Here is a 25,844-nt window from a genome sequence, read left to right on the forward strand (position 1 = left end):
CCCCATGACCCATACGACTCCCCCTTCCGCCACCGGGCCAGCCCTGCCTCCGCGCCGCCTTTTTATTACCGGCACCGACACCGATGTGGGTAAAACGCTGGTATCTGCCGCCTTGCTGGCTGCCGCGACCAGAGCCGGTTATCGCACTTTTGGGCTGAAACCCGTTGCCGCGGGATGCACATGGATGGCCAGCCCGGACCAACCGCAGCAACCACAATGGTGTAATGACGATGCGCTGCTGTTACAGCGTTTCAGTAGCGTCGAGCAGCCCTATACCAGTCATAACCCGGTTGCCTTCCAGGCTGCCATAGCCCCTCATATTGCTGCCCGCCAGGAACAGCGGCCACTACATCTGGATCAGCTGACCCAGGTCTGTATAAACTCTCTCGACAATGCCGGAGCCAATTTTGAATTGATCGAAGGTGCCGGGGGTTGGCTGGTGCCGATCAACACCAGCCATTCACTCGCAGATCTCGCCGTTGCCATCGACCGCAGCGCTGACCGTCAGCCACTGGAAGTGATTCTGGTGGTGGGTTTACGGCTGGGTTGTATCAACCATGCCTTACTCAGTGTTGAAGCCATTCGCGCCCGGGGCCTGACGCTCACAGGCTGGATAGCCAACAGCCTGAATCCCTCCATGGTGGTGGAGCAGGATAATCTCGACTATCTAACCGAGGTACTGAGCCAGCAACGTATCCCCTTGCTGGACCATGTGCCTTACCAGAGCACTCTGGCCAGTCCAGATGATCTTTCAATCCAGCAGGCTGTCGATACCAAAGCCGAAGCCGCAATGATGGCCAGCCAGTCACTGGCTGCCATGTTCCGGGAATAACCACCAGCCTGCTACACAAGACCGGCGTCCGGCATCATCGCCCCCTGGATCAGGTGATGCCGCCAACGCAATGCCGTGAAAGTCAACAAATGTAAAAGATCTCACAAATCGGTCGGATTCTTGCCAGCATGCTGACCATCCAACACTATGTTGTCGTATATTAGCCACATAATACGGGTGTAATAGCTACTTGGCCTGACTAACAGCCTGACCAATAGCCTGGCTGATAGCCTGAGCAGTTCTGCCATCCAAAGACAGAATCGACGGCTTAATCCCTATAACAATTCCCAATAGCAACCAATAGAAGGACTCTTGATGAATATCATTAGCAAACAACTTATGGCCATCTCTCTTGCCTCTGCCTGTACTTTCAGTGCAGTCGCACACGGCAACGACGAAGTTGAAGACGCCATTGAATACCGCCAGGCAGTATTCCACCTGGTCGCTGCGCATTTTGGTCAAATGGGTGACATGATCAAAGGCAAAAAAGACTTTGACGCCGTGGAATTCCAATACCGCGCCAACAGCCTGGATGCACTGTCAAAAATGCCGATGGAAGGTTTTACCGTACCTGGCTCAGATAAAGGCGATACCAAAGCCAAACCGGCAGTCTGGGAAAAACCGGCACTGTTCGAAGAAAAAATGACCAAGTTCCAGAAAGACTCAAGCGCATTGGCAAAAGCAGCACAATCCGGCGACATGGACACTATCAAGCCTGTCTTTATGGAAGCAGCCAAAAACTGCAAAAGCTGCCACACCGACTTTAAAAACCGCTAGTAGCTGATTCCGGGCCTGACCACGTCAGGCCGGTATGACTCAACCCGCCGACATGGCCAAACCCTGTGTCGTCGGGTACTGCGGCGGGGACTGCCCTGTTACCCGCCGCTCTGTTACATCAACATCTCATCAATATCACATCAACTTTCTGTCGACTTACCAAATCCACCAGCTGCCCACAATCAGACGGTTACTCACCACCCACAACAGCAAAAATACCACCCAGGCACGCCATGCAGGTACCAGAGTCGGTGCTTCGGCTGCGCTCAAATCGTTCCGTTTGCCGGTAATCATGGCCTGCACCAGAGGCTCACCACGCCATTGATGAAACACCACCGCAGCAACATGCAAAACCACCAGCACAACAATCAGATCAAAATTCAGATGATGCCATTGGGTCAACAGTGTCGCGGTATCTGCAGAGACCATCTCAACCAGAGGTCCCTCGGTAAAAATTTCATCCGTTGCAAAGAGTCCACTGCCCCATTGCGCAGCAATCAACAGCATCAGCGCCACCACCATCAAGGCACCCAGCGGATTATGTCCGGCATGCCGTGGCATTTCCTTGCCGGTCAGCATAGTGCGGGAAAAACGGATCACAGCTTGCGGCCCCGGCACAAACTGGCTGAAACGGGCATTGGAAGAACCAAACAATCCCCACCCCAACCGCGTGATCCAGAGCGCCACCAGACACGACGCCAGGCTCATATGCCAGCCCATTTCACCCTCTTCTGCGGTCCACCAACATCCCACCAGTAACATCACCTGCAACCAGTGATACCCACGAACAAAACTGTCCCAAACCTTCATAATCACCTTTCTCCTGTCACACCCTGTACTGTATTGCCACAATGGACTGCGGTCAGTTGTACTATCATGTTATGAAATACCGGCTCTTGCACAACACAAGAGCGCTGATTGCTATCTTGATTTGACAGATTTATCCATAATCATGGCCCTGCTGTTGCCCATAACCTGTCAATGACTGGCATAATAAACCTTATGCATGTTGAATGCTGATCGGCAATACAGGCGATCTGGCAACATGCTGATATTTTAAATGTACTGATCAAGGTTACGACATGAGGATTTTCATGAGAACAATCGTCTCGGCAAGCTGCCTTTTACTGCTGACTGCCTGTAGCCATCAATCATATATTCCGTTTACCCAAGAGTTACGTTACAGCGAAGGCTTTAATAACGCCGACCTGCAACAACTGCAGTATTATGTTTGTCCGCCCTTCCGGGCCGAACGCCAGTTCAGAATGGTTGAAAAAAACATATCCAGCGGCAAACTGATTCGTCGTCAAGGACAACTGGTGCATGAAGTGGTAGTACCATCCTGGACCCCCGGCGTTGCTGTTCAGGTCGACGAGAACTTTATGGCGGTCAGCTTTGAAGAAGGTACAGCCCTTACCTTTGGTGTCGAGCAAGGTGTTGCTCAGGGAGATTACACCTCGCTGGGGCGTAATAAAGACAATCACTTCCAGGTGTATTACGACGGTGAGTGGTACTACACCGTGGATAATCAGGCCACAGAATGTGAAGGCCAGCTCTATTCGCAACCACGGTTATGGATAGACGCCGATTCCCTGAAAGAAAAGACCACCGAACGCAAGGTTCTTCAAGGCCGCCGTATCGAATAACACGTTAGAGATGGCGCTGGCTCTTGCCGTGACGATGCCTGGTTATTGTTTTACCTGAATAACCTGGCGTCGTCACCAGAACCGGCTTTTGCTTTTCTTTGGTTCTGGTTCTGGTTCTGGTTCTGGTATCAATCTTTTTATTACCGCTGGTTTTCTTTCTGCTGTTTTTTCTGTTGTTTTTTTCTGCTGGTTTTTCCCCGCTGTTACTGTTCAGCCCAGCCCGTCGGCATCAGCCCCCAATAACTGCTGATAAAACGCATCTTCCCGTTGCAATACCGTCGCCCGGTTTTTTTGCTGGCGAAAGCCATGGCCTTCTCCCTTGAACAACACATAATCGGTAATGACCGAGCGCGCTTGCAAAGCCTCAAACAACCGCCGCGTCTGCGGCGGCGGAACAACACGATCCTGCTGTCCCTGAAAAAAGATCACCGGCAGCCGAAAGTGATCCAACCGGAAAATCGGTGAACGCTGGCGATAACGCTGTGCATCCATAACCGGGTCGCCGATCAACCAATGCAGATAGCGGGATTCAAATTTGTGCGTGTGGGCATTTAACAGAGCCAGATCGCTGATTCCATACAGACTGGCACCGCCTCCGATGCCAGCCGCTGCGGCACGGTCATCCGACAAGACCCGCAACACGGTATAGCCACCGGCACTGTTGCCCCGCACCAGTATTCTGCCCGGTTGTGCCCAGCCCTGAGCCTGGGCGTACTGACAGGCCAACAGCACATCATCCACGTCTGTCAGCCCCCACTGACCGGCCAAGGCCTGTCGATAACGACGACCAAACCCACTGCTGCCACGATAATTCAGCATCAGCAGGCCATAACCACGATCACACCAAAACTGCTTTTGTGGATCAAAGCTGCTGTCCGCCATGGCCGTTGGCCCACCATGCAACTGGATAATCAAGCCCGGTTGATACGCGTTACCGGATACGTCGGTTGCAGCGGTTGGAGGGTAATACCAGCCAAACAGCGTTTGCTCCGCTGTTCCAGGAGCCGGGATCATGCACCGCTGCGGGCGCGTCAGCGTTTGCGGCATTGGGCCGATATCCAGACGGATAAGGCCTTCAGCGGTTCGATCCTCGCCAGCAACAGACAAGTCCCAGCTCACCAGTTGCGTGGGAGAATCCCAGCACTCCCGCAAGGCGTAATAACGGCCGCTGTGGGTATTCCAGCACAGGCTGTGGTAACGGGCCGTTGCCTTGTGATCCGGTGATAAGAGGGATTCAAAAACACCGCTGCGACGGTTGAGCCAACCGATGCCAGCCTCTCCTTGTTGGAAAAAGCTGGCCACCACCCCATCGGCTCCTGCCACCCAGTGACGTAACCCCAGTTGCCATTGCGCCGTTGCAAATTCAGCCGCCTGGGCATGTACCACTTTGGCGACAGGAGGTGCTGTAAGAGATGTTGCAGGAGATGCCACAGAGGGCGCACAAAGATAACGGTATAAGTTCCAATAGGACTCATCCTCGGGCTTGCCAGACAGCGCAACGTCACCAGGCTGATCCGACACCACCCACAACTCATCCCCCAGAAAACCCGGCTGGCACAAGGAAACCTCAGCCTGTTGCGGATTGGCGACCGTCTCTACCGCCAGCAAGGCACCGGCGTTGTCCAGTTCGCCCCGTTGTAACGTGGTCGACAACCAGGGCTGATGAGGGTGATTCCAGCACAGCCAGGCCAGATAACGGCCATCGGCCGCGGGCGTCGGGCTGGCATAAAAGTCCCAGCCTTCCGCCAGCAGATGCCGCTCAGCCTGTACTGACTGACCCGGCAGCGTGACCAATGCCAGCGCCACCAGACGATTGACCGGTTCTTGCGTGGTGCTCGAATGCGCCTCTTCAACCGCCAGCACCCGCTGGTGAAGCTCATCCCACACCAGGTCGCCATAGCGGCAGCCCGGCTGCACAAACAACCGCTGCGGAACCGGCACAGCCTGCAAATCCCCGGTCAGCGTAACCAGGTACAAGCCCTGATCGGCCTCATTCACAAAGATCAGCCCATTGGCAAACAAACACCAGCTGCCACCGCCATATTCATGCACCCGGCTACGGGCAGACATCCCTGCCGGGCTGACCACCACAGGAACTAACGGCTGTTCGTCCAGCGCAGCAACCAGCACCTGATTGGTGGCTGTTGCCGGATCAAACTCAAGCCAGCCCAGCCAGCTGCCGGCGCTGCGCAGTTCCGCCCATTGCTTGCCCTGGGCAGCAGCCTGTTGGGCACTGATGGCCGTCATCATCCGCGGGCAATAATATCGACAGCTGCCTGCTGGTTGCGTTTATTACGCGCCAGCAGCGGTGACGACGGCGCGACGCCAGCCGCCAACTGCTCCGCCTCGGTACGGGCGGCCACGATCTTGCCGTGGTGCGCCGACTTGCTGCAAACCGGATCGGCATTGGCGGCATCACCAGTAAGCTTGAAAGCCTGACAGCGGCAACCACCAAAATCTTTCTCTTTTTCGTCGCAGGAGCGGCACGGCTCCTTCATCCATTCATAACCCCGGAAATGGTTAAAACCGGTCGAGCGATACCAGATATCTGCCAACGCCTCATCCTTGACGTTCGGAAACTGTATGGGCAATTCACGGGCGCTGTGACACGGCAATGCCGTACCGTCCGGAGCAATGGTCAGAAAAATATTTCCCCAGCCATTCATACAGCCCTTGGGGCGTTCCTCGTAATAGTCCGGGGTGACAAAAATCAGCTTCGGGCCACGGCCATCCAGTTGATCCCGATATTGATTGGTAATGGCTTCAGCCTTGATCAGCTGTGCCTTGGTGGGCAACAAGTGCGCACGATTAATAAAAGCCCAGCCGTAATACTGGGCAATGGCCAGCTCGACAAAATCGGCCTGCAACTCGATCGACAGCTCAATGATTTTGTCGATCTGCTCAATATTGTCGCGATGGATCACAAAGTTCAGCACCATCGGGTAGCCCTGGGCTTTCACCTCCCGCGCCATGGCCAGCTTCTGGGCAAAGGCTTTCTGGCTCCCGGCGAGTTGATTGTTCAACTCTTCGGTACTGGCCTGAAAACTGACCTGGATATGATCCAGCCCGGCATCACGAAAATCCGACACCCGGCGATCATCCATCCCCAGACCCGAGGTAATCAGGTTGGTGTAATAGCCCATCTGGCGGGCTTCACGAATCAGCACTTCCAGGTCTCGCCGCAGCAACGGCTCGCCACCAGAAAAGCCCAGTTGCGCCGCTCCCATTTTGCGGCCCTGCTCAAACACACTGAGCCACTGGTCGGTGGTGAGTTCGGTGCCACTGCCACTCAGATCAAGCGGATTGGAGCAATAACTGCACTGCAACGGGCATTTATAGGTCAGCTCGGCCAGCAGCCAGAAAGGGCGGCCCGCAGCGTGGGGGTTATCCGCCGATGGCTGAATAACCGGGCTAGTCAAAGGTGATCCAGTTGTGCTCATGGGCAACTCCCAGAAATTCGATAATATCAGCGCCCAGATCACCGGCTTCCGGGAATTTCTGTTCCAGCGCCGCAATAATATCAGCCCCGGAACGGGTGCCATCCACCAGCGCCATGATTTCTCCAGCACTGCCATTCAGTTGCACCATACCTTCCGGGTACAACAGCACATGCGTTTGCTGGCTTTCTTCCCATTGCATCCGGTACAGGCGGTTCATAACCGGTATTTGCTCTGCCCTGATCATCGGTACGCCCCTTTGTGATAACGCACCGGGTTGCCCATGCCATCGGCTTCGATATTGTGATACGGCGCACGCTGGTAATCGTAAGCCATGGTCATCGCATCCAGCATGGTCCAGAGAATATCGAGTTTGAACTGCAGGATATCCAGCGCCTGCTGCTGCTGCTGCCGGGTGACAAAATGATCCAGCGTGACCCGCAAGCCATGCTCAACATCACGGCGGGCTTCGCTCAACCGCCCCCGGAAATACTGCAAGCCTTGAGCATCAATCCAGGGGTAATTCTGTGGCCAGGTATCCAGCCGCGACTGATGGATTTCCGGCGCAAACATTTCGGTCAGCGAAGAACAGGCCGCTTCTTCCCAGCTGGCCCGCCGGGCAAAATTGACATAAGCATCCACCGCAAAACGGACACCCGGCAACACCAGCTCTTGCGACAACATGGTCTCGCGATCAATACCCACCGCTTCGCCAAGCATCAACCAGGCTTCGATCCCGCCATGGGCACCGTCAAAACCATCGTGATCCAGAATCCGTTGCACCCACATGCGGCGCTCATCCCGGTCGCGACAGTTGGCCAGAATATTGGCGTCTTTCACCGGAATATTGATCTGATAATAAAAACGATTGGCGACCCAGCCACGAATTTGCGCTTCGTTGCATTCGCCGTGGTGCATCGCCTGATGATAAGGGTGGTGAATATGATAAAGCGCCCCTTTGGCACGCAGGCGTTGTTCAAATTCTTCGCGGGACCAGGGCTGCTTGTTGCTGTGTTCTGTCATGGTATGTCTCCACCTCAGGGAGGTTACTGGTTGGGGATATTGTTATTGTTCTGCGCTTCCCCTACTCACCGGCTTTTTACCGCTTGCCGGTGGATATTCTTCTTTTAATGTTCTTTTTATATGTTCTGTTGTAAATATTTTGTTTTTCTTTTGATTCACGCTCTTTTTAATCAGTGCTCTTTTTTAATCCGTGTCTTTTTAGTTCACGCTATTTTAACAGCTAACAGCAGTTAGATGTCGATTTCCATACCGTCCCAGGAAATCTCAACCCCCTGTTCCTCAACAATGGCGCGCTCGGCGGATTCTTCGTTCAGGATCGGATTGGTGTTGTTGATATGAATCAGCACTTTACGCTTGTCCGGGTACTGGGCCAGTACATCCAGCATGCCGCCGTCCCCGGACTGCGCCAGATGCCCCATCATTTGCCCGGTCGACTGACTCAGGCCCATATTGATCATTTCATCATCCGTCCACAACGTACCGTCCACCAGCAGGCAGTCGGCTTGCGCCATCCAGGGCAACAGATGATCTTCAATCACCCCCAACCCCGGAGCATAAAACAGCTTGCCGCCGGTGAGAGTATCCTCAATAAACACCCCGATATTATCCCCCGGCATCGGATTACCACGGCGGGGAGAATACGGCGGAGCATTACTATCAAGCGGCATGGCAGTGATTTTCAAAGCTTCCATACCAGGAATGGAGAACGAACGGCCATCCAGCGGAATATCATGATGCCGCGGGCCACCGTTCCATTTTTTCAACATGGTAAACAAGGGAAACCCCGTGCTCAGATCCTCATGCACCGGAGCCGTGGTGTACACGTCGAGCGGCAGACCTTCCCGCAGCATCAGCAAGCCGGTGGAATGATCGATCTGGGCATCCATCAGCACAATGGCATGAATCCCGGTATCGCGATCCTGACGAGCCGGTTGTAATGGCGCAAACGAGGCCAGCTGGGCACGAATATCCGGCGACGTATTGAATAACAGCCAGCGTTCACCATCCGCAGACACACAAATAGAAGACTGGGTACGGGCGGTCGCCTTGATCGTGCCATCCCGATAACCCTTGCAGTTAACGCAATTACAGTTCCACTGCGGGAAACCGCCACCGGCAGCAGAGCCGAGAACATGAATTTTCATGAGTAAGCCTGTTTATTGTTTTTGTTAGAAACGCACCGCGCATTGTTACCGAGGCTATCGCAGCATTAAAAATGCCCGAAAAAATGCCCGAAATAGCAACTACCCCGGGCACTTTCAGCCCGCAGCGTACTCGGGCAATCAGGAGTAAACTCCCGTCTTCCAGAGCGTTACCGCTCCGGCAGACATTAGCGGTGGCTGAAGTACATGGTTACTTCGAAGCCGATACGCAGGTCGTTGTAGGCTGGTTTAGTCCACATAGTTGTTTCCTCTTATTGTTATGAAACAGGATTATTCCTGCTCCCTGAACAGCTTCCCAAAGGTGTTTGGTGTTCGCCAGAGCACCTTGGATCTATGGATACACACCGGAGGTCGTACACCCCCTGAATGGGGAATTCCGATGATGGCCACCACCAGCCTTGCAGCACACCGGCACAACGGCCAGTGACCCTTACTGATGATAGAGTCAGTGTCGGCCACCTGCCGGACAGAAAAAAGTCTACTTTAGCGCTCTGAATATAGGCCCAAAGTATTGGTTTTTGACATGCTAAAGATCCCCACAAGAACCGCTGGCCAACACCTGGGCAAAACCTCGCCCCCTATCAACCCGGCAGAACCTGCACACCTATTTTTGCTGGTTCGCCAATAAATCAAACACCACCCGTGCAAACCCTTGGGCCACTTGTGGATTACTCAGGATCTGCATCATCTGGTTCCGATGTGCGTCAGAGCTGTCCATCACCGCATCATCAACCGCCTGCGGAAAATCGCCGAGAAAGGCCTGCTCCGAGGAGTTGTTACGAATCTGGTGCATGACCCTATCATTTTCACCCACCTTGTCCGCTACGGTGCGGGCATAGTTGAGCATGTCATCATCGGTCAGGTTATCGGTAACAAACAACTCGTTCAGGCGCTGTAGAATAACCGACAATAGCTCCTCTTTTTTATCTTTGGCTTTGGCAGAACCCACATCGGTATTGGGGTCAAGCGTGTAATCCGGCGCATCGTCTTTCAGCTTGAGATCCTGCTGGCGAATCTTCGACAGGCGGTAATGGCTCAGGGCGACATTAGTCAGATCGACATCATCATCGTCACTGACTTTTTCCCGCAACATGGGCCGAAGATGGCGCGCATACAGGCTGAGCTTTTCCAGCTCTTTATCGTCATAATCGACGATCTGTGACATAAACTCATAAAAACGAACAAAGCTGCCCAGATCTTTCTTGAATATCTCCAGTGCGTCTTTTTCCTGCTTGCATTCTTTAAAGCTGTTTTCCGCATTGGCAATCAGCACCGCATCACCAGACGCCTTGCAGCGCTCAAACATCTCTTTTGCTGTTTTATAGGCATCAATAGCCAAGGCGTAACGTTTTTGCCAGCGTTCAACGGCCGGTTTACAGATATTACTGATGGCCGCATTGCTCTTGTTGGGAACAAAAAAAGCCGTACAAAACTGTTCGACCTCACACCAGGTAAAAACACCCTGCGCTTTAAGCTTCTCACACAGGTCATAAACCAGATTGGGATCAGAAACATCGGTAAGTTCAGCGGTTTGATAATAGGGCTGAAAGGCGTCGAGAATATCCTGGGGATCGTTAAAAAAATCCAGTACAAAGGTGCCTGATTCGGCTTTGCCCGGATAGGTTCGATTCAGTCGGGAGAGAGTCTGGACACATTCAACACCACCCAGTTTTTTGTCCACGTACATGGCGCACAGCTTGGGTTGGTCAAACCCTGTCTGAAACTTGTTGGCAACCAGCATCACCTGATAATCATCAGAATCAAAGGCTTTACGCATATCACGCCCTTTGAGCGCGGGATTCATATTGTTTTCGGTAAACTTCTCACCAATAAGCCCGGTGGCATTAGGGTCATCCTCGTTAAACTCAACCTCAGCAGAGAAAGCCACCATCGCAGTGATATTCTGGTATTTATTTTCGGCCACATACTTATCAAACGCCAATTTGTAGCGCACCGCTTCTTTACGGGAACTGGTCACCACCATCGCTTTTGCCTGGCCGCCCAACAGCCCCATCACATTGGTTTTAAAGTGCTCGATAATCACCTGCACTTTTTGCGCAATATTGTAATCATGCAACCGCACCCATTGGTTCAGTTTGACCTTGGCCCGTTTGCTATCCACCTCCTTGTCTTGCTCTCGGGCTTTTTCCGCCAGGTTATACGCCACCTTGTAACTGGTATAGTTTTTCAGCACATCAAGGATAAAACCCTCCTCAATCGCCTGGCGCATACTGTAAACATGATAAGCCTCAGGCTTATTGGTGGATGAAGCCGGCAAATCAGGATCAGGCAAGCGGCCAAACAGTTCCAGGGTTTTCGATTTGGGGGTGGCGGTAAAGGCAAAATAACTGAGGTTTTGTGAGCCTTTTCGGGCGCTGATGGTAGCGTCCAGAATATCTTCTGATGTTAACTCATCATCTACCGGATCGGTCGAGTCGGTCATCAACACTTCTTTCAGCTGCCGCGCAGTCGAGCCTGACTGGGATGAATGGGCCTCATCGGCAATCACCGCATAGTTACGTGTTTTCAGGCTGACGCTGTTCTCAATCGCTTTCAGCACAAAAGGAAAAGTCTGAATAGTCACAATAATAATCGGCTGAGCATTTTCCAGCGCAGTGGCCAGTTTTTCTGATTTGGAACCCTGGCCCTCTTTGTTATTGATTCGCCCCACCACACCATCGGCATGTTCAAACTGATAGATGGTGTCCTGTAGCTGATCATCGAGTACGGTACGGTCGGTGACCACAATCACCGAATGAAAGCGTTTATCCCCCCTGGCATCATACAGTGAGGCGAGTTGGTGAGCGGTCCAGGCGATAGAGTTTGATTTACCCGAGCCGGCACTATGCTGCACCAGGTATTTATGGCCAGGGCCATTGTCACGAGCATCCCCGACCAGTTTATTAACGACATCCCACTGATGATAACGGGGGAAGATCATGGTTTCTTTCTTGCTCTTTTTACCCTGCCAGTCTTCTTTATCTTCGATTTGCAGATGAACAAACTTCGCCAGAATTTTCAGCAGATTATCGGGAGCCAGCACCTCATGCCACAGATAAGCCGTGGCATATTCATTCGGATCAGCAGGAATATCATTACCCGCCGCTCCCGCGGCAGTGCCTTTATTGAACGGCAGGAAGAAGGTGTTCGCCCCCTCCAGTTTTGTCGCCATATACACTTCGTATTGGCTGACCGCAAAATGCACCAACGCGCCGCGTTTAAAGGTAAGCAGCGGTTCAGGTTTATTCGTGATGGGGTCTTTCGGCAGGCGGGTCAGTTTGTATTGCTTGATCGCATTATTAACCGCCTGCTTGAACTCGGATTTCAGTTCCAGCGTGGCGACAGGCAAACCATTAAGAAACAACACCAGGTCGATGCGCCATTTTTTGGCCTGTTTGCCTGTTTCAGCCAGATGCGCCTCGGTGGCATAAGGGCTATACACCAATTCAGGCACCACCCGCAGACGGTTCTTCTGGTAGCGCACCAAGGTATCTGGGTTGAGATTATGATCCGGCCTGAACTGACAGAGACGGAAACGAGTGCCGCGATCTTTCAGCTCATTACGCAGCACACCCAGCGTGCCAAAGGTGCGCAGATCCTTGCTGGCGGCATTCGGGTCTGCCTTGGATAACTGAGCAGCCACCCGTTCCAAAAAGTGTTGTTCAGGGTTTTGCGGATAGAGTTTGCCGTATTTTTGCCATTGTTCTGGCTGAGTCTCTTGTACAAAACCGAGCAAGTCCTCTTCATACAGCGCCAGCTTGCGGTTATAGCCAGAGGGCTGACCAAGCAACCAGCCGTTAGCGATTAGCTGTTTGATAATGTCGTTTTGAAAAGTTGACTCGTTAGCTTTACCCATATCCCGATAATCCCTTACAGAGTAATTACTTAAAACCTATAGCGTGCTGTTATTGAACGCCGAACCTTCGTCATGAAACGCTGTTAATACATCGAGCATCTTTTGTTCATGTTGCGCCATAGCCTCATTTGTCCAATCGGATGAATCAGTCTCAAATGTAGAAAAAATATGCGCTAACTTTAATGATTGAATTAACCCCTTTTTCAAGTGAGACACAAAAATCCCTCTTTTGGTCAGAGGGTCGGCATCACTATAGGTTGAGTTTTCGCTGATCGAAATTAAAGCAAGATTGCCAAAGCGATCAAGCATAGCCGCATCGACTTCGCCATTATTCTGGCTTTGCGGACTAATATGTTCAACCGAGTTTACCGAGCGCATACGAAAGGTCAATTGCGGGGCTGAAAGGTTGTCCGGTTTAGGGCAGAGAGTATTCTTATCGCCTGCGGATGAGTTATACCATAGCCGCCATAAACAGTATTCTAACTTATAAAACCAATAATGATGAACCTGAGTTCCCAGCGCGTTCCCCTCACCTGCCCCCAATGCACTGCTTAAGGATTGACCATTTAATATGGAGTTGGCATAGGCCTTATCATGCAGCTGCAAGGTCGCTAAAAAGCTCTGCGCAAATGCATCAGTACCGGGCGCATTTTGTTGAGCGATTAACGCGCTGAGTACAGGGGATAGCCATGTTGTCCGTTGGCCGCCATTCATCGGACTAAAATGCATCATCGATTGCAACATTTGGATAGATTTCCATACCTCTCCGGTAAACTTAGCCGGCGACTTTCTACAGGGATCTGCTAACCGTGACGAAATTTTCCAATCAGCATAGGCATTAGCAGTATCCGTATGACCTTTGATAATAAAGTTATCCAGCAATAGCCTGCATTTCAGTAAACACTCGATAAAAGCCACCCGTAGGCTTTTATCACTGTTTTCAAACACGGGTTTAAATGTTTCGATTAGCTTTTTACCGTCAAGCGAAACTGTTTTCTGTTTAACCGGCAAGTCTGAATTTTCTTTAAGGAAAATACTCAATACATGCAATAAAAAAACAGGAAAAGACACGGGACTTTTAACCGCAGGGGGCACACTTTGTTGCGTATCAACCACCACAGATAATGAAAACTCAGGAGCTAAAATAGCCTCTAAACTCAAATCCCCCGTGAGCGCATCCCTATTGTCCGCAACTTCTACTATTTTACACGCAGAAAACAGGTCGTTTTTTTCCATGTTATGTAGCGGAGCAAAGCCAAAGTTCACTGCGGTTTGTAGTTCACTGGGTAAGTAACCATGAATATCTGCACATAAATCCCACACCCGTGCGTAAGCGACCCGTTCGTCATCATTTAAACCGGTCAGCATTAGCGCCTTCAATATTTCATGTTTTTCTAGCTGGATTCCCCGGCTATTCATGGTATCGAAAAAGCGCTCCTTATCCGTATGAGTATCAAGCTGCGTAATAACGAAGGTCGCCTTTGCCCAAATATAATCACTAAAGGCCTGCAACCTGTCATGATTCCAATCGTTAGCTCTAGCAGAGAAAAAATTAGCAATCACAGTGCGGGCATTAATCATAGCCGTATTGCTTAACCACTGTTGATTATTGGCGCTATAACGCCCTTCCTTATCTTGCCCAACATTTTGTATGAAGGTGTTAAACGATTTTATATCCGCTTCTCGCCCAGAGAATACTAATCGGGACTGCTGAGCCAAGGCAATAAATTGCTGCCATTGTGAGCGCCTTTCCAGTTCGAGTTCAGATTTAGTGACCAGCACTGATGCCAACAGCCATAATGTTGTTAAACGTTGTTGGCCATCAATCAGTTCTAACAGCACTTGACCTTCAACCGTCTCACGGGTGACGACTAAGGCACCTATAAAATACTCTTTTTGTTGATTCAGAGGCACACCGTATCGAAAGGCATCCCATAAATCATCCAACAAGCCCTGTACGTGCTCAGTTTCCCAACTATATAAACGCTGGTAGATAGGAATCAAAAAGGGTATATCCGATAGCTCAGCCGCTAGACAACCATGCCCACTCACCATAACCTTAGGGCTGAATTTAGCTGTTGTAAGCGAAGCAGGCTGCTCAGTGACGGGATTATTCACTCGGCGACTTCCTCTTTTTATGTTTCAACAGTAAGCGGGTTAACCCGTTATCAGGGTAACGAAGTGCATCACTGCTTTTATCTTCATGCCAATAAAACAGCTTGATGTAGTTTGCACTTATGCCTTTAATTCCTTCCATTAAGCGTTCGTTTAACACCTTATCAGTCGATCGTTTTTCAATAAGCTTTCGTAGCAAATTAATCGCTTGAGACGAGGTTGCCAATTGAGCAAATCTTAAAAACAGTTCATCACTGCGTAACGACTTTTCAATCGATACGCGAGACAATCGAGCCATAGCGATGCGTAAACTAAACACATATTGATCGCTCAATTGTACAAAGGTGTCTAAATTCTTATCCTGCCCAAATCGGTCCACATAAAAAATAACTAATGATTGCCACACTTGAATCAAACGGGGATAGCCTAAACCTTGCCTGGCTTCAAGCCCGCGATGTAGCTGCAAATAACGCTCTTGCATGCTAACCACCTCCCCGTTATCAGTTGCAGATTGAGTATTGATGTCAGAAGCAAATAACTGCTTATACAGTGCCACATATTTGGCAATAAAAATGAAAAACTGCTCACCGCCAATCAATGGCTGATTTAACTGTAAAGGCAGTAGGCTCACATCCTCTACATCATGGGAAATTTTCTCCCCATGCAGCGACAATTGATGGGTAAATGTAAAGGGAAAACTGTCTCTTTTCTCCGCATTATACTCAACCTGCCAATCACGACAAAAAGGCGAGTTAGTCAGCCCAGACAAGACTACTGTCGGCGTGTGCTGATGTGTTGCAGATGACGTGATCGATTGCGTAGATACAGGGTATTCAGCGTCTAGTTGTAACGTATCCACGGGTTTGCCCCGTTGCCGCTGGCGTGTGTATCCCAATAATTGCTTGGTCAAATAGTAAGCGACGGAATAGTTACGACAGCTGTTAAGCTTGAGTAATTCATACTCTTCCCAAATACGAGAGCAACCAATGCCTACGGATGGGTGAGAAACAATGCCACGCAGGTGACGTGCTTTAAGCAGATCAAACTCAGATAAACGTTTGCCTGAGCTATTTTGACTATCAAAAAAAGCAAACGCCTGATCGATGGAGTGAATCGTGATCACCACGCATTCAATACCTGCGAGCATCTGGGCTAGCTTTTCTTGATTGTTCGCCCAAGCGGCATTGTTAATATGCTGCTCTATCTGTTTAAAATTAAGTGCCAATTGCTGCTGCGCCTGATTGTGGCTAAACCTAGCGTTTAATAAACCAGGCTGCTCGATGCCCGCTAACTGATAAACATCAATGCCGTTGTTTAATCGGTTGTTATAACGATGCAGCGCAATGAGTAATAAACTCAGGGTTAGTGCCCGCTGTTGGCCATCCACTAAGTTATTACGCAGTTTAACGTCACCCTCCTGGTGCAAAATCACCGTGCCTAAAAAGAGCGGCACTTGATACTGCGCCTCCTCTCCCCCTTTGTCTCGCAATAAGCTATCAATATCCCCTAACAGTGCCGCCACTTGTGACTCACCCCAGCAGTAACGCCGCTGATACGGAGGCAGTATCAAATTAAGCTGGAGTAACTGTGCCAACGTCTGCTTATTAACATAAACATCGGTTGGATTATCTATATGAGTCGTTATATTCATACTTTAACCATCATGGTCTGATGAAATACAGCCCTAATGAGCACGGTCAAGATCGATAGGCTGTACTGAAACCTGTCATCAAAACCGAGCGCTTTATTTAAAAGCGACTGGTTATTATCAGATGATTGTGGTGTTTTAGTCATTCGTTCGCATCCTTGCAAGGCTCATCTTGCTATCCAGCCATGCTGTTTAGCACCAATCAGGAACACGCGTATCCCGAGCATCCAGTGATCACTCAAGATGGCTACAGGCAGCGCGGTGCCAGTGCCGCGGTCGAGGTACGCAGGAACGGTGCCTGCCGAGCCACTCATACTAAGCCACATGCGTATCGCCGGCTTTGAAGTTGCGAACGTCGATTTTGCCTGTGACAGCGGCGGAGATTAGGGCTGTGCGGCGTTCTTTCAGTAATGAGATTACGTTTTCTGCCCTCTGAGTCAACACTTGTATCTTCGCTGACTGAGTATCTATTGTCTCCACTATTACAATCTGCTCATCAACTGGGGGCAGTGGTATGCGTACGTTATTTATTGCGGAAAACGTGATTGTTGGAACAAGACCAGGACTGCACAGAGTTGACATATCTATGAGTTGTAAAATCATGTACGCAAATCTAGGATGCACTTTGGTCGGTGTGAATGCGTAAATATTATCATCCACTACTGATGGTTCAGATAGTATTCGTCGTTTATTTGTAAGTAGAGCGGCCCCAACTCTTGGAAATATTATGGTATCTGGTTGAAAAACAGGTGTATTGATTCTTGCTGCAAGATCATAATTAATACAATTAGCCGCAATACTCATTACCTCCTCATTACCTGGAGAATTCATATCCATTACTTTGAACCAAGGTAACTCTCCTGTTTCTTGTCCCTGTATTGAATGAGGAAATGAACAGCCTTGGCCAATCTTTCCTACTCGGAAAAGTCTTAACACATCCCAATGCTCTGGCACTTCGCCCAACCACTCAACACCTGAATCTTTCATCGGGGCGTTGGGGTTCAGGCCTTTGGTGACGGCATGGCTGATCACCGCCTGACGCTTCTCTTTCAGCAGTTTGATCAGTTGCTGTTGCTTGTCGATCAGGGTGTCGATCTTAGCGGTTTCGTGGTCGAGGAAGTTGGCGATGCATATTTGATCTAATGCTGAAGGCTGAGTAATGGATATCTCAGCCATTTCATTATTCATTATTTTCGCGCCATTCGTATCTGGGCGCTTGTGAAACTGAGTAACGTACTCTAAACAATAAAGAGCATAACTCATGATCATCTCATTATTTTTTGGCTGCAATGTTCCGCATACATTAGTGCAGTTATGCTTCCCTTCTCGCAAAAAAACTGTTCCCGCATTTGCTCCATCGGTTGTCCAAGTAATTTGTTTACAATCAAAATCATAAGTACCGATATAACCAAGGCATCCATTATTTTTTGTTTGTGATGAGTAAACGGGATACAGGCCTTCATCTATCAGTTCCTGTCCTGAAATCACTCGACCTCGGCCAATACTAAAAAGATATTTAATGCGCTTTAGGTCCCAGTTAGTTGGAATTTTTTCTAAACCAAGAATCCCTGTTCCTTTTAACTCTGAATAGGACTGATATTTACCATTCATCACGAATGCACCTCCCGCAGCAGCTCCATAATCTCCGCACTCACTTGGTCTAGGTCAGCATCAATCTCCTCCAGACTGCGCGGTGGCTGGTACACATAAAAATGCCGATTAAAGGGGATTTCATAGCCGACAATACCGATCTCTTCATCTTTGGCATCGCGCTTATTGGCATCGATCCAGGCATCGGGCACATGGGGAGCCACTTCACGGTCGAAGTAGCTTTCGATCAGGATTTCGGTGGGTTGTGAGGGGTCGAGGGGGACGTTTTCGTTATCCCGCAAGTCGCCATCGGGCTGGTATTCCACCACGGCGGGTTTGCCATTAACGGTTGTTTCAAAAGCACCGTACTTTTTACCCTGAGGGCTGGCCTGAGCCGACCCTTTCAGCACTTTCTTGATAACGGGTTGTGCCGCTGGGTTTTTCCAGCTAATGGCATCCAGTAGTTGTTTCTTCTCTTTGACATCCAGCTTGATGCCGGTCTGCCTGATGGCGAGTTTCAGCGTATCTTCAAAGTGGTTAAAGTCATCGCAGGGTTGGTCAATAACCCTGTCTGACCCCATTGCTGCACCTAATGCCGCTTGTAGCTGATGGCCTTTATCCAGCAGGGCTTGTTGGCTCAACCAGAGTTTGCTATCCAGCAGCTCCTTGATCTGCTTCTCTTTCAGTTCAGGGTAGCTGGCCTTGAGTTCGGCCCTGATTTCGATCGCAACGTCGGCAAGCTGGCCGTAATTCGTCTCATCCCAATCGCCACCATAGGCCAGCCAGATCCACTGCATCGGTGCATTAAAGGGTTTGGGGGCAAAACGCAGTGCTTCCAGGCGTTCATCACTGAGCTGTACGGATAACCGTAATGGCCGCTCGATGGTAATACGGCGATAACCAAAATCGGTGGTATTAAATATTTTGCTGGCGAAGGTTTTGGTTGTTTCTGGTTTGGGGTTGGCCGCTTGGCGACCCCGGCTGCTCTTTTGCTCGGCAGGTTTATCCAGCGACTGATTATCGATGGCTTCAAAACCACCAAAACAGCGGGTGATCATGCGGATATCGTCTGCGCTCATCTCGTTACGTTTAGAGCCTAGCGATTTACGCATCTTGCCACAGAGGTTGACGGCGTTAATCAGCTGTACCTTGCCTTTGCGTTCGGCTGATTTCTTGTTCGACAGCACCCAAACATACGTCGCGATGCCGGTGTTGTAGAACATATCATTCGGCAAGGCGATAATTGCTTCCAGCAGATCGGCTTCGAGGATATAACGGCGAATCTCGCTCTCTCCGCTTCCTGCGCCGCCGGTAAACAAAGGCGAGCCGTTGAGGATAATGCCGATACGGCCACCGCCTTCAGCAATGCCTGACTGGTTTATCGAGGTATCGCGCAGCTTGCTGATCAGGTGCAGCAGAAACAGCAGCGAGCCATCCGACACCCGTGGCAGCCCAGGCCCAAAACGGCCATCATAGCCCTTCAGGGTATGCTCATCCTTAATGTCGCCCTCGACCTTTTTCCAGTCCACTCCAAACGGTGGATTAGACAGCATGTAGTCGAATTTATCGGCGTAGAGTTGATCGTTTGACAGCGTGTTGCCCAGTTTAATACGGCTAACATCCTGCCCTTTAATCAGCATATCCGCTTTACAGATAGCGTAAGACTCGGGGTTCAACTCTTGCCCAAAGGCACGCATGACCGCATTGGCATTGAGCTCATGCACATATTCCATACCACTCGACAGGAAGCCGCCTGTCCCTGCGGTGGGGTCATAGATGGTGCGGATAATGCCGTCTTTCGTCAGCGCGTCGTCATCCTCCATAAACACCAGCGAGGTGGTCAGGCGGACGATATCCCGTGGGGTAAAGTGTTCCCCTGCGGTTTCATTCGAGCTCTCCGCAAAACGGCGGATCAGCTCTTCAAACACCAGGCCCATTTCGTGGTTGGAAATGGCGTCGGGGCTCAGGTCGGTATTGGCAAACTTCTGCACCACTTTGTAGAGCAGGTTGGCATCACTCAGCAGGCCGACAAACTCATCAAACTTGAAGTATTCAAAAATCTCCCGGGCATCTTTGGAAAAGCATTGAACATAGTTTTCGAGGTTGTCTTTAATGCCTGTTTCACCCAGTTTATCGAGCGACATGGGGGATGTGTTAAAGAAGTTTTGGCTGGTTGCCCGCAGAATCAGTTTCTCCGTGGCTTCCGCGGGCAGGTGCATGCCTTGTACTTTTTCGCATTCGCTCAAAACCGCTGTTTTATCTGCCTCCAGTACGCACTCCAGACGACGCAACAAGGTAAAAGGCAGAATCACCCGCCCGTATTGGCTTTGTTTGAAATCACCACGCAGAAGGTCAGCCACCGACCAGATGAATGCGGCCGTTTGAGAGAAGTCAGTCATGAAATAGCTTTGCCTTATAAAACGTATTAGCAGAGCCAGCGGGGAAAGAGATGAAGCGTCCGCTGCCTCTTTTTGGTTGAAAATCAGTGTACTATAGAGAACGGCTGTTAGGTATATTTTGCGGGTAAATGAGTTACCGCAAGGCCATGACGCTTGCCTGGCTGGCCAGGCAGATCAACATCACTCAAGATCGAGGCGCAAGTTTTCTTGTATTTCATCTATCAGTGTTTTTGGTACTTCCTGTTCCTGCGCAAGCTGACGCCAGGTTGATACGTGCTCAATGGTTGTATCAATAATATCGTCGATTTTTCTTTTGTTAAAAATCGGGCTGAGTTTTTCCAGGCTATGGAAATCACTTCGTGTAAAGTGATCTCTTTTACCATTCAGGCTCATCCAGTGGCTGTTCACCCATTGGCTGCCTGGTTTGTAGCTGTAGGCCAAATCATAAGCCGGTGCGAGCGACCATTTGTCTTTTTTCAGCATAAAAGCCACGTTTTTTGAGTGGTCGTCATGGTTTCTCGCAATGATGTTAAAGGTCATGCGCTTGAAAAGTTGCTCGGCGTCAAGAGCGGATAGTTTCAGCTGTCTGGCTATGCCAAATAATTCGGCGTAAGAAAATGAACCCGGTTTTTTATAGTCAACGTGGGCAAGGCCGTTAAGCGTTTGTACGTGTACCTTGCTGTTGTTAATTCGGTCAAATCGCTGGGTAATAAAGTGTCGTCGCTTGCCTTCGTCAAGCAAGCGGCATGGCATCATATCGACACCGCATTTTTGGGCCATTAAATAATAAACAAACTCCATGGCACCATAACCTGATGGATCACCGAAGGTTTCTTGATGTTTGTTATGCTCACTCACGCCATCAAATTTCATCAGGTAATGAGTAAAACCGTTGGGTACGTTGGCTTGGCCAGAGCGAACCTGGGTAAAATCTTTGTTAAATGCCAGTACTGCTTTTGGTCTTGCTCCTCCTGCACTCATGCCTACAGATAACAAAGACATCATTGCTTCTCTGTCATCCTGGCCATTTTGTTTGAGTGCTACGGCAAAATCATTTCGTGAGTTGAGTATTTCCTGTGCAATTGCAACGAGCGATTGGATTTCTACCTGTTGTGACGCATTCAAACTTCGTAGCTGTGTCGCTGGTGCATATTCCAGTGCGCCCATGCCTCGCTTTCCTGTGTATTGAAGGCGTTGCAGTGGCGTAATTTCGTTCGGTGAGCGGCCTTGTCCTGCAACCCATGCGTTGAGCACTGCGTTGCCAAAATCATCTGGCAATGAATCGGCAATTAATCCGGGCAGTCCTTTAAACGTATTGAAACCCAGCTCAGGAAAGCTATAAATGCGGCCCGATAATGGCATTTTGATTGGGGACAGTTCGACGCCATTTTTTACGAAGCCAGGGTCGTATTCAAATGAGCCGAACCCCTTTTCAGTGTTAAAACTCACTGCGCCAACCAGTTCGTCCTGGTAAGTTATTCTGATGGCTTCCATTACCATTCTGGCGTTTCCTCATTTTTATTGCTGCGTTGGCCAGAGGCTCTCTGCCTTTTTTTGCCTTGTAGTTTGGCCAGTTGCAGGGGAGAAATTTCTTGCTGAGGGAGGAAGAGATCAATCTGTTCTGTGAGGTCCAGTGCCATTAATATCGCGATCATGGTATCGAGCTGCACTTTTCCTTTTTCTGCATTCAGAACCGTTTTGCGGGCTATGCCAGCAAGCGCTGCCACTTCGGATTGGGTGAGGTCCCGGTTGAGTCGGGCTTGCTTCAACCTGTCGCCGATCTCTTCTGCCAGTGCTGTAGCGGTCTCGACTTTCATTTTAAAGTCCCGTTTTGGTTACTTTAAATCTGGTTTATTTGCTTAATGTTCTTAATTTAGGACTTTACAAAAAACCTGTCAAATATATATTTTAATGTGCTTGATTGGTTGCATTAACTGGGCTTTTATCACCTAAAGTAACTTTTTAGGGACTTTGTACTTCTCTTGCACTTTGTTTGTACTTTATTCGTACTTTGCTTGTATTCTGCTCATACTTTGCTTGTAGTCTGTTTAACAAGGGCTGGATAACAGAAACCTGGCTGAGTGGCTGGTGAATATAGCTGCCATCAACACAAAGCGGTGCAGTTCAATATTTTCTATATCTCCGGCATGACTCGGGCAGATTCCAGCCAGCGAGATACTTCAGCGTATGGCACATGCTCCAGCTGGCCAAAACCGGGCAACTGTCGAGCACGCACCTTGGATAACCAGGGCACCTGGATACCGCATAAAAAACGCGTCAGTAATTCCAGCGATGCGGCCCGGCCAAACTGTTGCTGTATTTTCTGTTGTAACGGAGCGACCAGAGTTGCTGCATCCAGCGCGGCCAATGACGCACCACTCCGGGTTGGTAGCCACTCTTTAAACTGCCCCCGGCAGACGGAGCAGATACCGCAGTCTTGCGGCATCTGTTCACCAAAGTAGGCGGCCAGCCGCCGCGATACGCAGTCAGGCTGACGAAACAGGTTGAGCATATTGTGGATGCGGTTGATCTCGTTGGCTTGCTTCTGCAAAAAATGCTGATACAGGGATTCTGCCAGGCCAGGCTCGGCGAGTGCCTGTTCATTCACCCGGTACACGTCCGTCATTTGTTTGCTTTCGAGCTGTAACCAGCCTCTTTCCTGACAGAATTCCAGCGCGTTTAATGCCCGTACCCGGGTTGGTCTGTCTCCGTTGCTGGCCTGCGCCCCTAACGACTGTTCCAGAGCATCCAGATTGAGGGTGTACCAGCTGCGGCCTTTGTTGCTGGTATTCAGTACCGTGGCCAAAAACTGCTGGCGTTCGCCGTTGAAGTGGCTTAATAACGCTGTTTCGGTCTGTTCGAGCTTGTAACGATATTCGGCAAAATAGCTGTATTGCGATGTCAGTACGCCACGCATCTCAAGGTTGACCAGCAGGGTTTTCAGCGGCAGCAAGCGAATATTCGAGAGACTGGATAACGGCGTCATCAGTACCTCCCACTGTCCCCCTTCTAGCTGACCGGCGACCGACTGAATCACCTGTTGAATGCTGTGTAATTCCGGCCCATCGCCGTAAACGAAGTTTTCCAACACCGTCAGCCCGCTGTCATCGGCCAGCATAATACAGTCCGATGCCTTGCCGTCACGTCCGGCGCGGCCAATTTCCTGGCTGTAATTTTCTATCGATTTGGGCAGGTCGTAATGCATGACCTGGCGGATATTGCTTTTGTCCACGCCCATGCCAAAGGCGATGGTTGCCACAATCACCGGTACTTGCCCCGACATAAACTGCTGCTGGATGCTGTCGCGCTGCTCATGGCTCAAACCGGCATGGTAAGCCCGCACCGGAAACGGCACTTGCCGGGCCAGCTGTTGAGCCACGTCTTCTGCGGTATGTTGCAGGGTGACGTAAATGATGGCTGCAAAATCCTGCTGTTTTTGTGCCGATTTACGCGCCAGATGCTGTAACCAGCGGGCGCATTGGGCCACCCGTTCGGAGGTGGCGGTTGGCTGCACTAACAGACGTAAGTTGGGACGGTGAAAACCGGTTGTGACGACATCCTCTGCATCCAGGGCAAAATGCGTTTGCATGTCTTCGATCACTGCCTGGGTCGCTGTGGCGGTTAACAGCAGCACCTGTGGCACGTTAAATTCACGGCAATAAGCGGGTAATTTCAGATAGTCCGGGCGGAAGTTATGCCCCCACTCGGAGATGCAGTGTGCTTCGTCGACGACCAATAACGAAATCGGCACCTGGGCTATAAATTGGCGGAAGCGCTCGTTTTTCAGTCGCTCCACCGACACCATCAGGATTTTGATTGTGCCGCTGCGCACTCCGTTCATAACATCCTGGGCTTCATCGCGGCTCTGGGTTGAGTCGATGGTGGCCGCGGCGATACCTCGGGATTTCAGAAACTGTACCTGATCCTGCATCAGGGCCAGCAATGGTGAAATCACCAGGGTCAGGTGCGGCAAGATCAGGGCTGGTAGCTGATAACAGAGTGACTTGCCCGAGCCAGTCGGAAAAATCGCCGCACTGGAACGCCCGGCCAGAATCGCCTCGATCACTGGCTGCTGACCAGGACGTAGCGCATCAAAACCAAAATAGTGTTGTAGTGGCTGCTGCCAGGATGATGTCATAAACCTGCTCCCTGTTGGCGTTATCCGAATAGGCCAAACAGTGTAGCGGAAAGCATCAGCGGCATGACAAGGATATGGCAATGGCAAGAATAAAGATGGCAAGAATAAAGATTGCAAGGATAGAGGTGGCAAGGGTAAAGACATCCGTTGCGAACAGCGGATATATTGGCAGTCAGTGTTGGTGCCAGTAAATCAGCCGGGGCTGTGTCTTGCTGGCTGGTGTCCTGCTGTCACCGGGGCAGCCGAATCAGGCTGATTACTCAGCCTGTTCCTGCACCAGATACTGCTCGGTTTTAAGGTATTCCACCCCGTATTGCGCCATCAGCCGGGTCATGTCACCACTGTTGATCATTGCTGTCACCACGTCTTCCAGCGCATACCCCAGCGCCCGATGATCGTTTTTGACTGCCATACCCACTTCCCAATAACGACTCACCAGATTCGGCATTGGTATATCGGCCAGTTGGTAACGCTCGGCCTGACTGGCACCCAGCTGTTGCATGCCCCACTCCAGCTGTGACTTCATGCCCATAACGCCGGCAACCTCTCCTTCTTTCAGGGCAGCAATGGCGTCAGCGGTGGTCGTGAAGTGCACCACGTTATTACGGACTTTGCCGCGAAAGGCGCTGGTCAGGTAGAAATCCGGCAGTGAGTCTATTTCGACACCCACCTTGTCGTACATAAAGGTGGCCAGGTTTTCGATCGTTGCCAGTTGCTGGCGATCGATCAACAGTTCCCAGCGTTCCCGCTGATAAGGGGCAAAGAAATGCACCAGATCGTTGATGACTCGTCCATCCGGGTCGACCTTGAAGGCAAATTCACGGTCGTACGGTGCCCGTAGCATCACATCCGCGACGTCACGCCGTAACATGGGTTCGTCTTCGATCCGGGCCAGATAATGGCCTTTCCAGACATGGTTACGCAGGTCGTCATCCAGGTTTTCATCCGGGATCATCCAGTGCAGATGCAGCTTGACGCCCAGCCCTTTGGCCAGTGCCCGTGCAATCTCCACGTCAAACCCCATGGCCTTGCCGTCCACTTCCCAGGAGTACGGCGGGAAATCACGATATACCGCCACACTGAGTTCACCGCTCTCTTGCACATCTTCCAGAGAGCGGGCACTGGCATTGCTACTCGCTAACACCCATGCCAGCAGCAAAACCCGCCACCAGGCGGGTTTCAGCAGCATACCGGATGCTTTCGCCGTCAGGGAAAACAAG

Annotated in this window: 19 protein-coding genes; 3 read left to right on the forward strand and 16 right to left on the reverse strand. The window is 50.6% G+C overall.

Annotated elements, in window-relative coordinates; genetic code table 11:
* Positions 1-4 precede the first annotated feature (4 nt).
* Together bioD and Q8W24_RS05675 are read left to right on the forward strand one after the other, a co-directional pair.
* Complete coding sequence (gene bioD / locus Q8W24_RS05670; RefSeq protein ID WP_305474670.1) at positions 5-832, forward strand: dethiobiotin synthase; 828 nt, start codon at positions 5-7, stop codon at positions 830-832.
* Positions 833-1,147: 315 nt separating this feature from the next.
* A complete protein-coding gene (locus tag Q8W24_RS05675; protein WP_303433986.1) occupies positions 1,148-1,609 on the forward strand; it encodes a cytochrome c in 462 nt (153 codons plus the stop codon).
* Between the two features lie 156 nt (positions 1,610-1,765).
* Here Q8W24_RS05675 and Q8W24_RS05680 read toward each other — a convergent pair whose 3' ends face one another.
* Entirely contained in the window at positions 1,766-2,419 is a 654-nt protein-coding gene (locus Q8W24_RS05680; protein ID WP_305474672.1) for a cytochrome b/b6 domain-containing protein, read from the reverse strand.
* Positions 2,420-2,703: 284 nt separating this feature from the next.
* Between Q8W24_RS05680 and Q8W24_RS05685 the strand changes: the two genes are divergently transcribed.
* Positions 2,704-3,255: a hypothetical protein gene (locus Q8W24_RS05685; protein WP_303433988.1), complete on the forward strand. Its 552-nt coding sequence runs from the start codon at positions 2,704-2,706 to the stop codon at positions 3,253-3,255.
* 210 nt (positions 3,256-3,465) lie between these two features.
* Here Q8W24_RS05685 and Q8W24_RS05690 read toward each other — a convergent pair whose 3' ends face one another.
* The 15 genes from Q8W24_RS05690 to Q8W24_RS05760 form a co-directional block, all read right to left on the reverse strand.
* Positions 3,466-5,505, reverse strand: coding sequence for a S9 family peptidase (locus tag Q8W24_RS05690; protein WP_305474674.1), 2,040 nt, complete (start codon positions 5,503-5,505; stop codon positions 3,466-3,468).
* Complete coding sequence (gene pqqE / locus Q8W24_RS05695) at positions 5,502-6,695, reverse strand: pyrroloquinoline quinone biosynthesis protein PqqE (RefSeq protein ID WP_303433990.1); 1,194 nt, start codon at positions 6,693-6,695, stop codon at positions 5,502-5,504. Before pqqE ends, Q8W24_RS05690 begins: the two co-directional genes overlap by 4 nt.
* Positions 6,667-6,912 (reverse strand): pyrroloquinoline quinone biosynthesis peptide chaperone PqqD, encoded by a 246-nt coding sequence (pqqD, locus tag Q8W24_RS05700; protein ID WP_305474677.1) that lies wholly within the window; start codon positions 6,910-6,912, stop codon positions 6,667-6,669. Before pqqD ends, pqqE begins: the two co-directional genes overlap by 29 nt.
* A 23-nt stretch (positions 6,913-6,935) precedes the next feature.
* Positions 6,936-7,715: a pyrroloquinoline-quinone synthase PqqC gene (gene pqqC, locus Q8W24_RS05705; RefSeq protein ID WP_303433992.1), complete on the reverse strand. Its 780-nt coding sequence runs from the start codon at positions 7,713-7,715 to the stop codon at positions 6,936-6,938.
* Positions 7,716-7,945: 230 nt separating this feature from the next.
* Positions 7,946-8,860 (reverse strand): pyrroloquinoline quinone biosynthesis protein PqqB, encoded by a 915-nt coding sequence (gene pqqB, locus Q8W24_RS05710; protein ID WP_305451308.1) that lies wholly within the window; start codon positions 8,858-8,860, stop codon positions 7,946-7,948.
* A 185-nt stretch (positions 8,861-9,045) separates the two neighbouring features.
* Complete coding sequence (pqqA, locus tag Q8W24_RS05715) at positions 9,046-9,117, reverse strand: pyrroloquinoline quinone precursor peptide PqqA (protein WP_283171941.1); 72 nt, start codon at positions 9,115-9,117, stop codon at positions 9,046-9,048.
* Between the two features lie 365 nt (positions 9,118-9,482).
* Positions 9,483-12,734: a type I restriction endonuclease subunit R gene (locus Q8W24_RS05720; RefSeq protein WP_305414856.1), complete on the reverse strand. Its 3,252-nt coding sequence runs from the start codon at positions 12,732-12,734 to the stop codon at positions 9,483-9,485.
* Positions 12,735-12,770: 36 nt separating this feature from the next.
* Positions 12,771-14,852, reverse strand: coding sequence for a DUF262 domain-containing protein (locus Q8W24_RS05725; protein WP_305474679.1), 2,082 nt, complete (start codon positions 14,850-14,852; stop codon positions 12,771-12,773).
* Positions 14,845-16,500 (reverse strand): DUF262 domain-containing protein, encoded by a 1,656-nt coding sequence (locus tag Q8W24_RS05730; protein WP_305474681.1) that lies wholly within the window; start codon positions 16,498-16,500, stop codon positions 14,845-14,847. The genes Q8W24_RS05725 and Q8W24_RS05730 overlap by 8 nt, the downstream gene beginning before the upstream one ends.
* A 312-nt stretch (positions 16,501-16,812) precedes the next feature.
* Positions 16,813-18,108: a restriction endonuclease subunit S gene (locus Q8W24_RS05735; RefSeq protein WP_305474742.1), complete on the reverse strand. Its 1,296-nt coding sequence runs from the start codon at positions 18,106-18,108 to the stop codon at positions 16,813-16,815.
* Positions 18,108-20,486 (reverse strand): class I SAM-dependent DNA methyltransferase, encoded by a 2,379-nt coding sequence (locus tag Q8W24_RS05740; RefSeq protein ID WP_305474684.1) that lies wholly within the window; start codon positions 20,484-20,486, stop codon positions 18,108-18,110. Before Q8W24_RS05740 ends, Q8W24_RS05735 begins: the two co-directional genes overlap by 1 nt.
* A 180-nt stretch (positions 20,487-20,666) precedes the next feature.
* Complete coding sequence (locus Q8W24_RS05745) at positions 20,667-21,986, reverse strand: type II toxin-antitoxin system HipA family toxin (protein WP_305474686.1); 1,320 nt, start codon at positions 21,984-21,986, stop codon at positions 20,667-20,669.
* The gene (locus tag Q8W24_RS05750) at positions 21,980-22,303 is read right to left on the reverse strand and encodes a helix-turn-helix transcriptional regulator (protein WP_303433999.1); all 324 of its coding nucleotides are present in this window, start codon (positions 22,301-22,303) and stop codon (positions 21,980-21,982) included. Before Q8W24_RS05750 ends, Q8W24_RS05745 begins: the two co-directional genes overlap by 7 nt.
* A 317-nt stretch (positions 22,304-22,620) precedes the next feature.
* A complete protein-coding gene (locus Q8W24_RS05755) occupies positions 22,621-24,624 on the reverse strand; it encodes an ATP-dependent DNA helicase RecQ (RefSeq protein ID WP_305474687.1) in 2,004 nt (667 codons plus the stop codon).
* Between the two features lie 256 nt (positions 24,625-24,880).
* The gene (locus Q8W24_RS05760) at positions 24,881-25,843 is read right to left on the reverse strand and encodes a transporter substrate-binding domain-containing protein (protein WP_305451317.1); all 963 of its coding nucleotides are present in this window, start codon (positions 25,841-25,843) and stop codon (positions 24,881-24,883) included.
* Between the last annotated feature and the right edge of the window lies 1 nt (position 25,844).

The sequence above is a fragment of the Oceanobacter sp. 4_MG-2023 genome (assembly GCF_030689165.1).
Taxonomy (GTDB): Bacteria; Pseudomonadota; Gammaproteobacteria; order Pseudomonadales; family Oceanobacteraceae; genus Oceanobacter.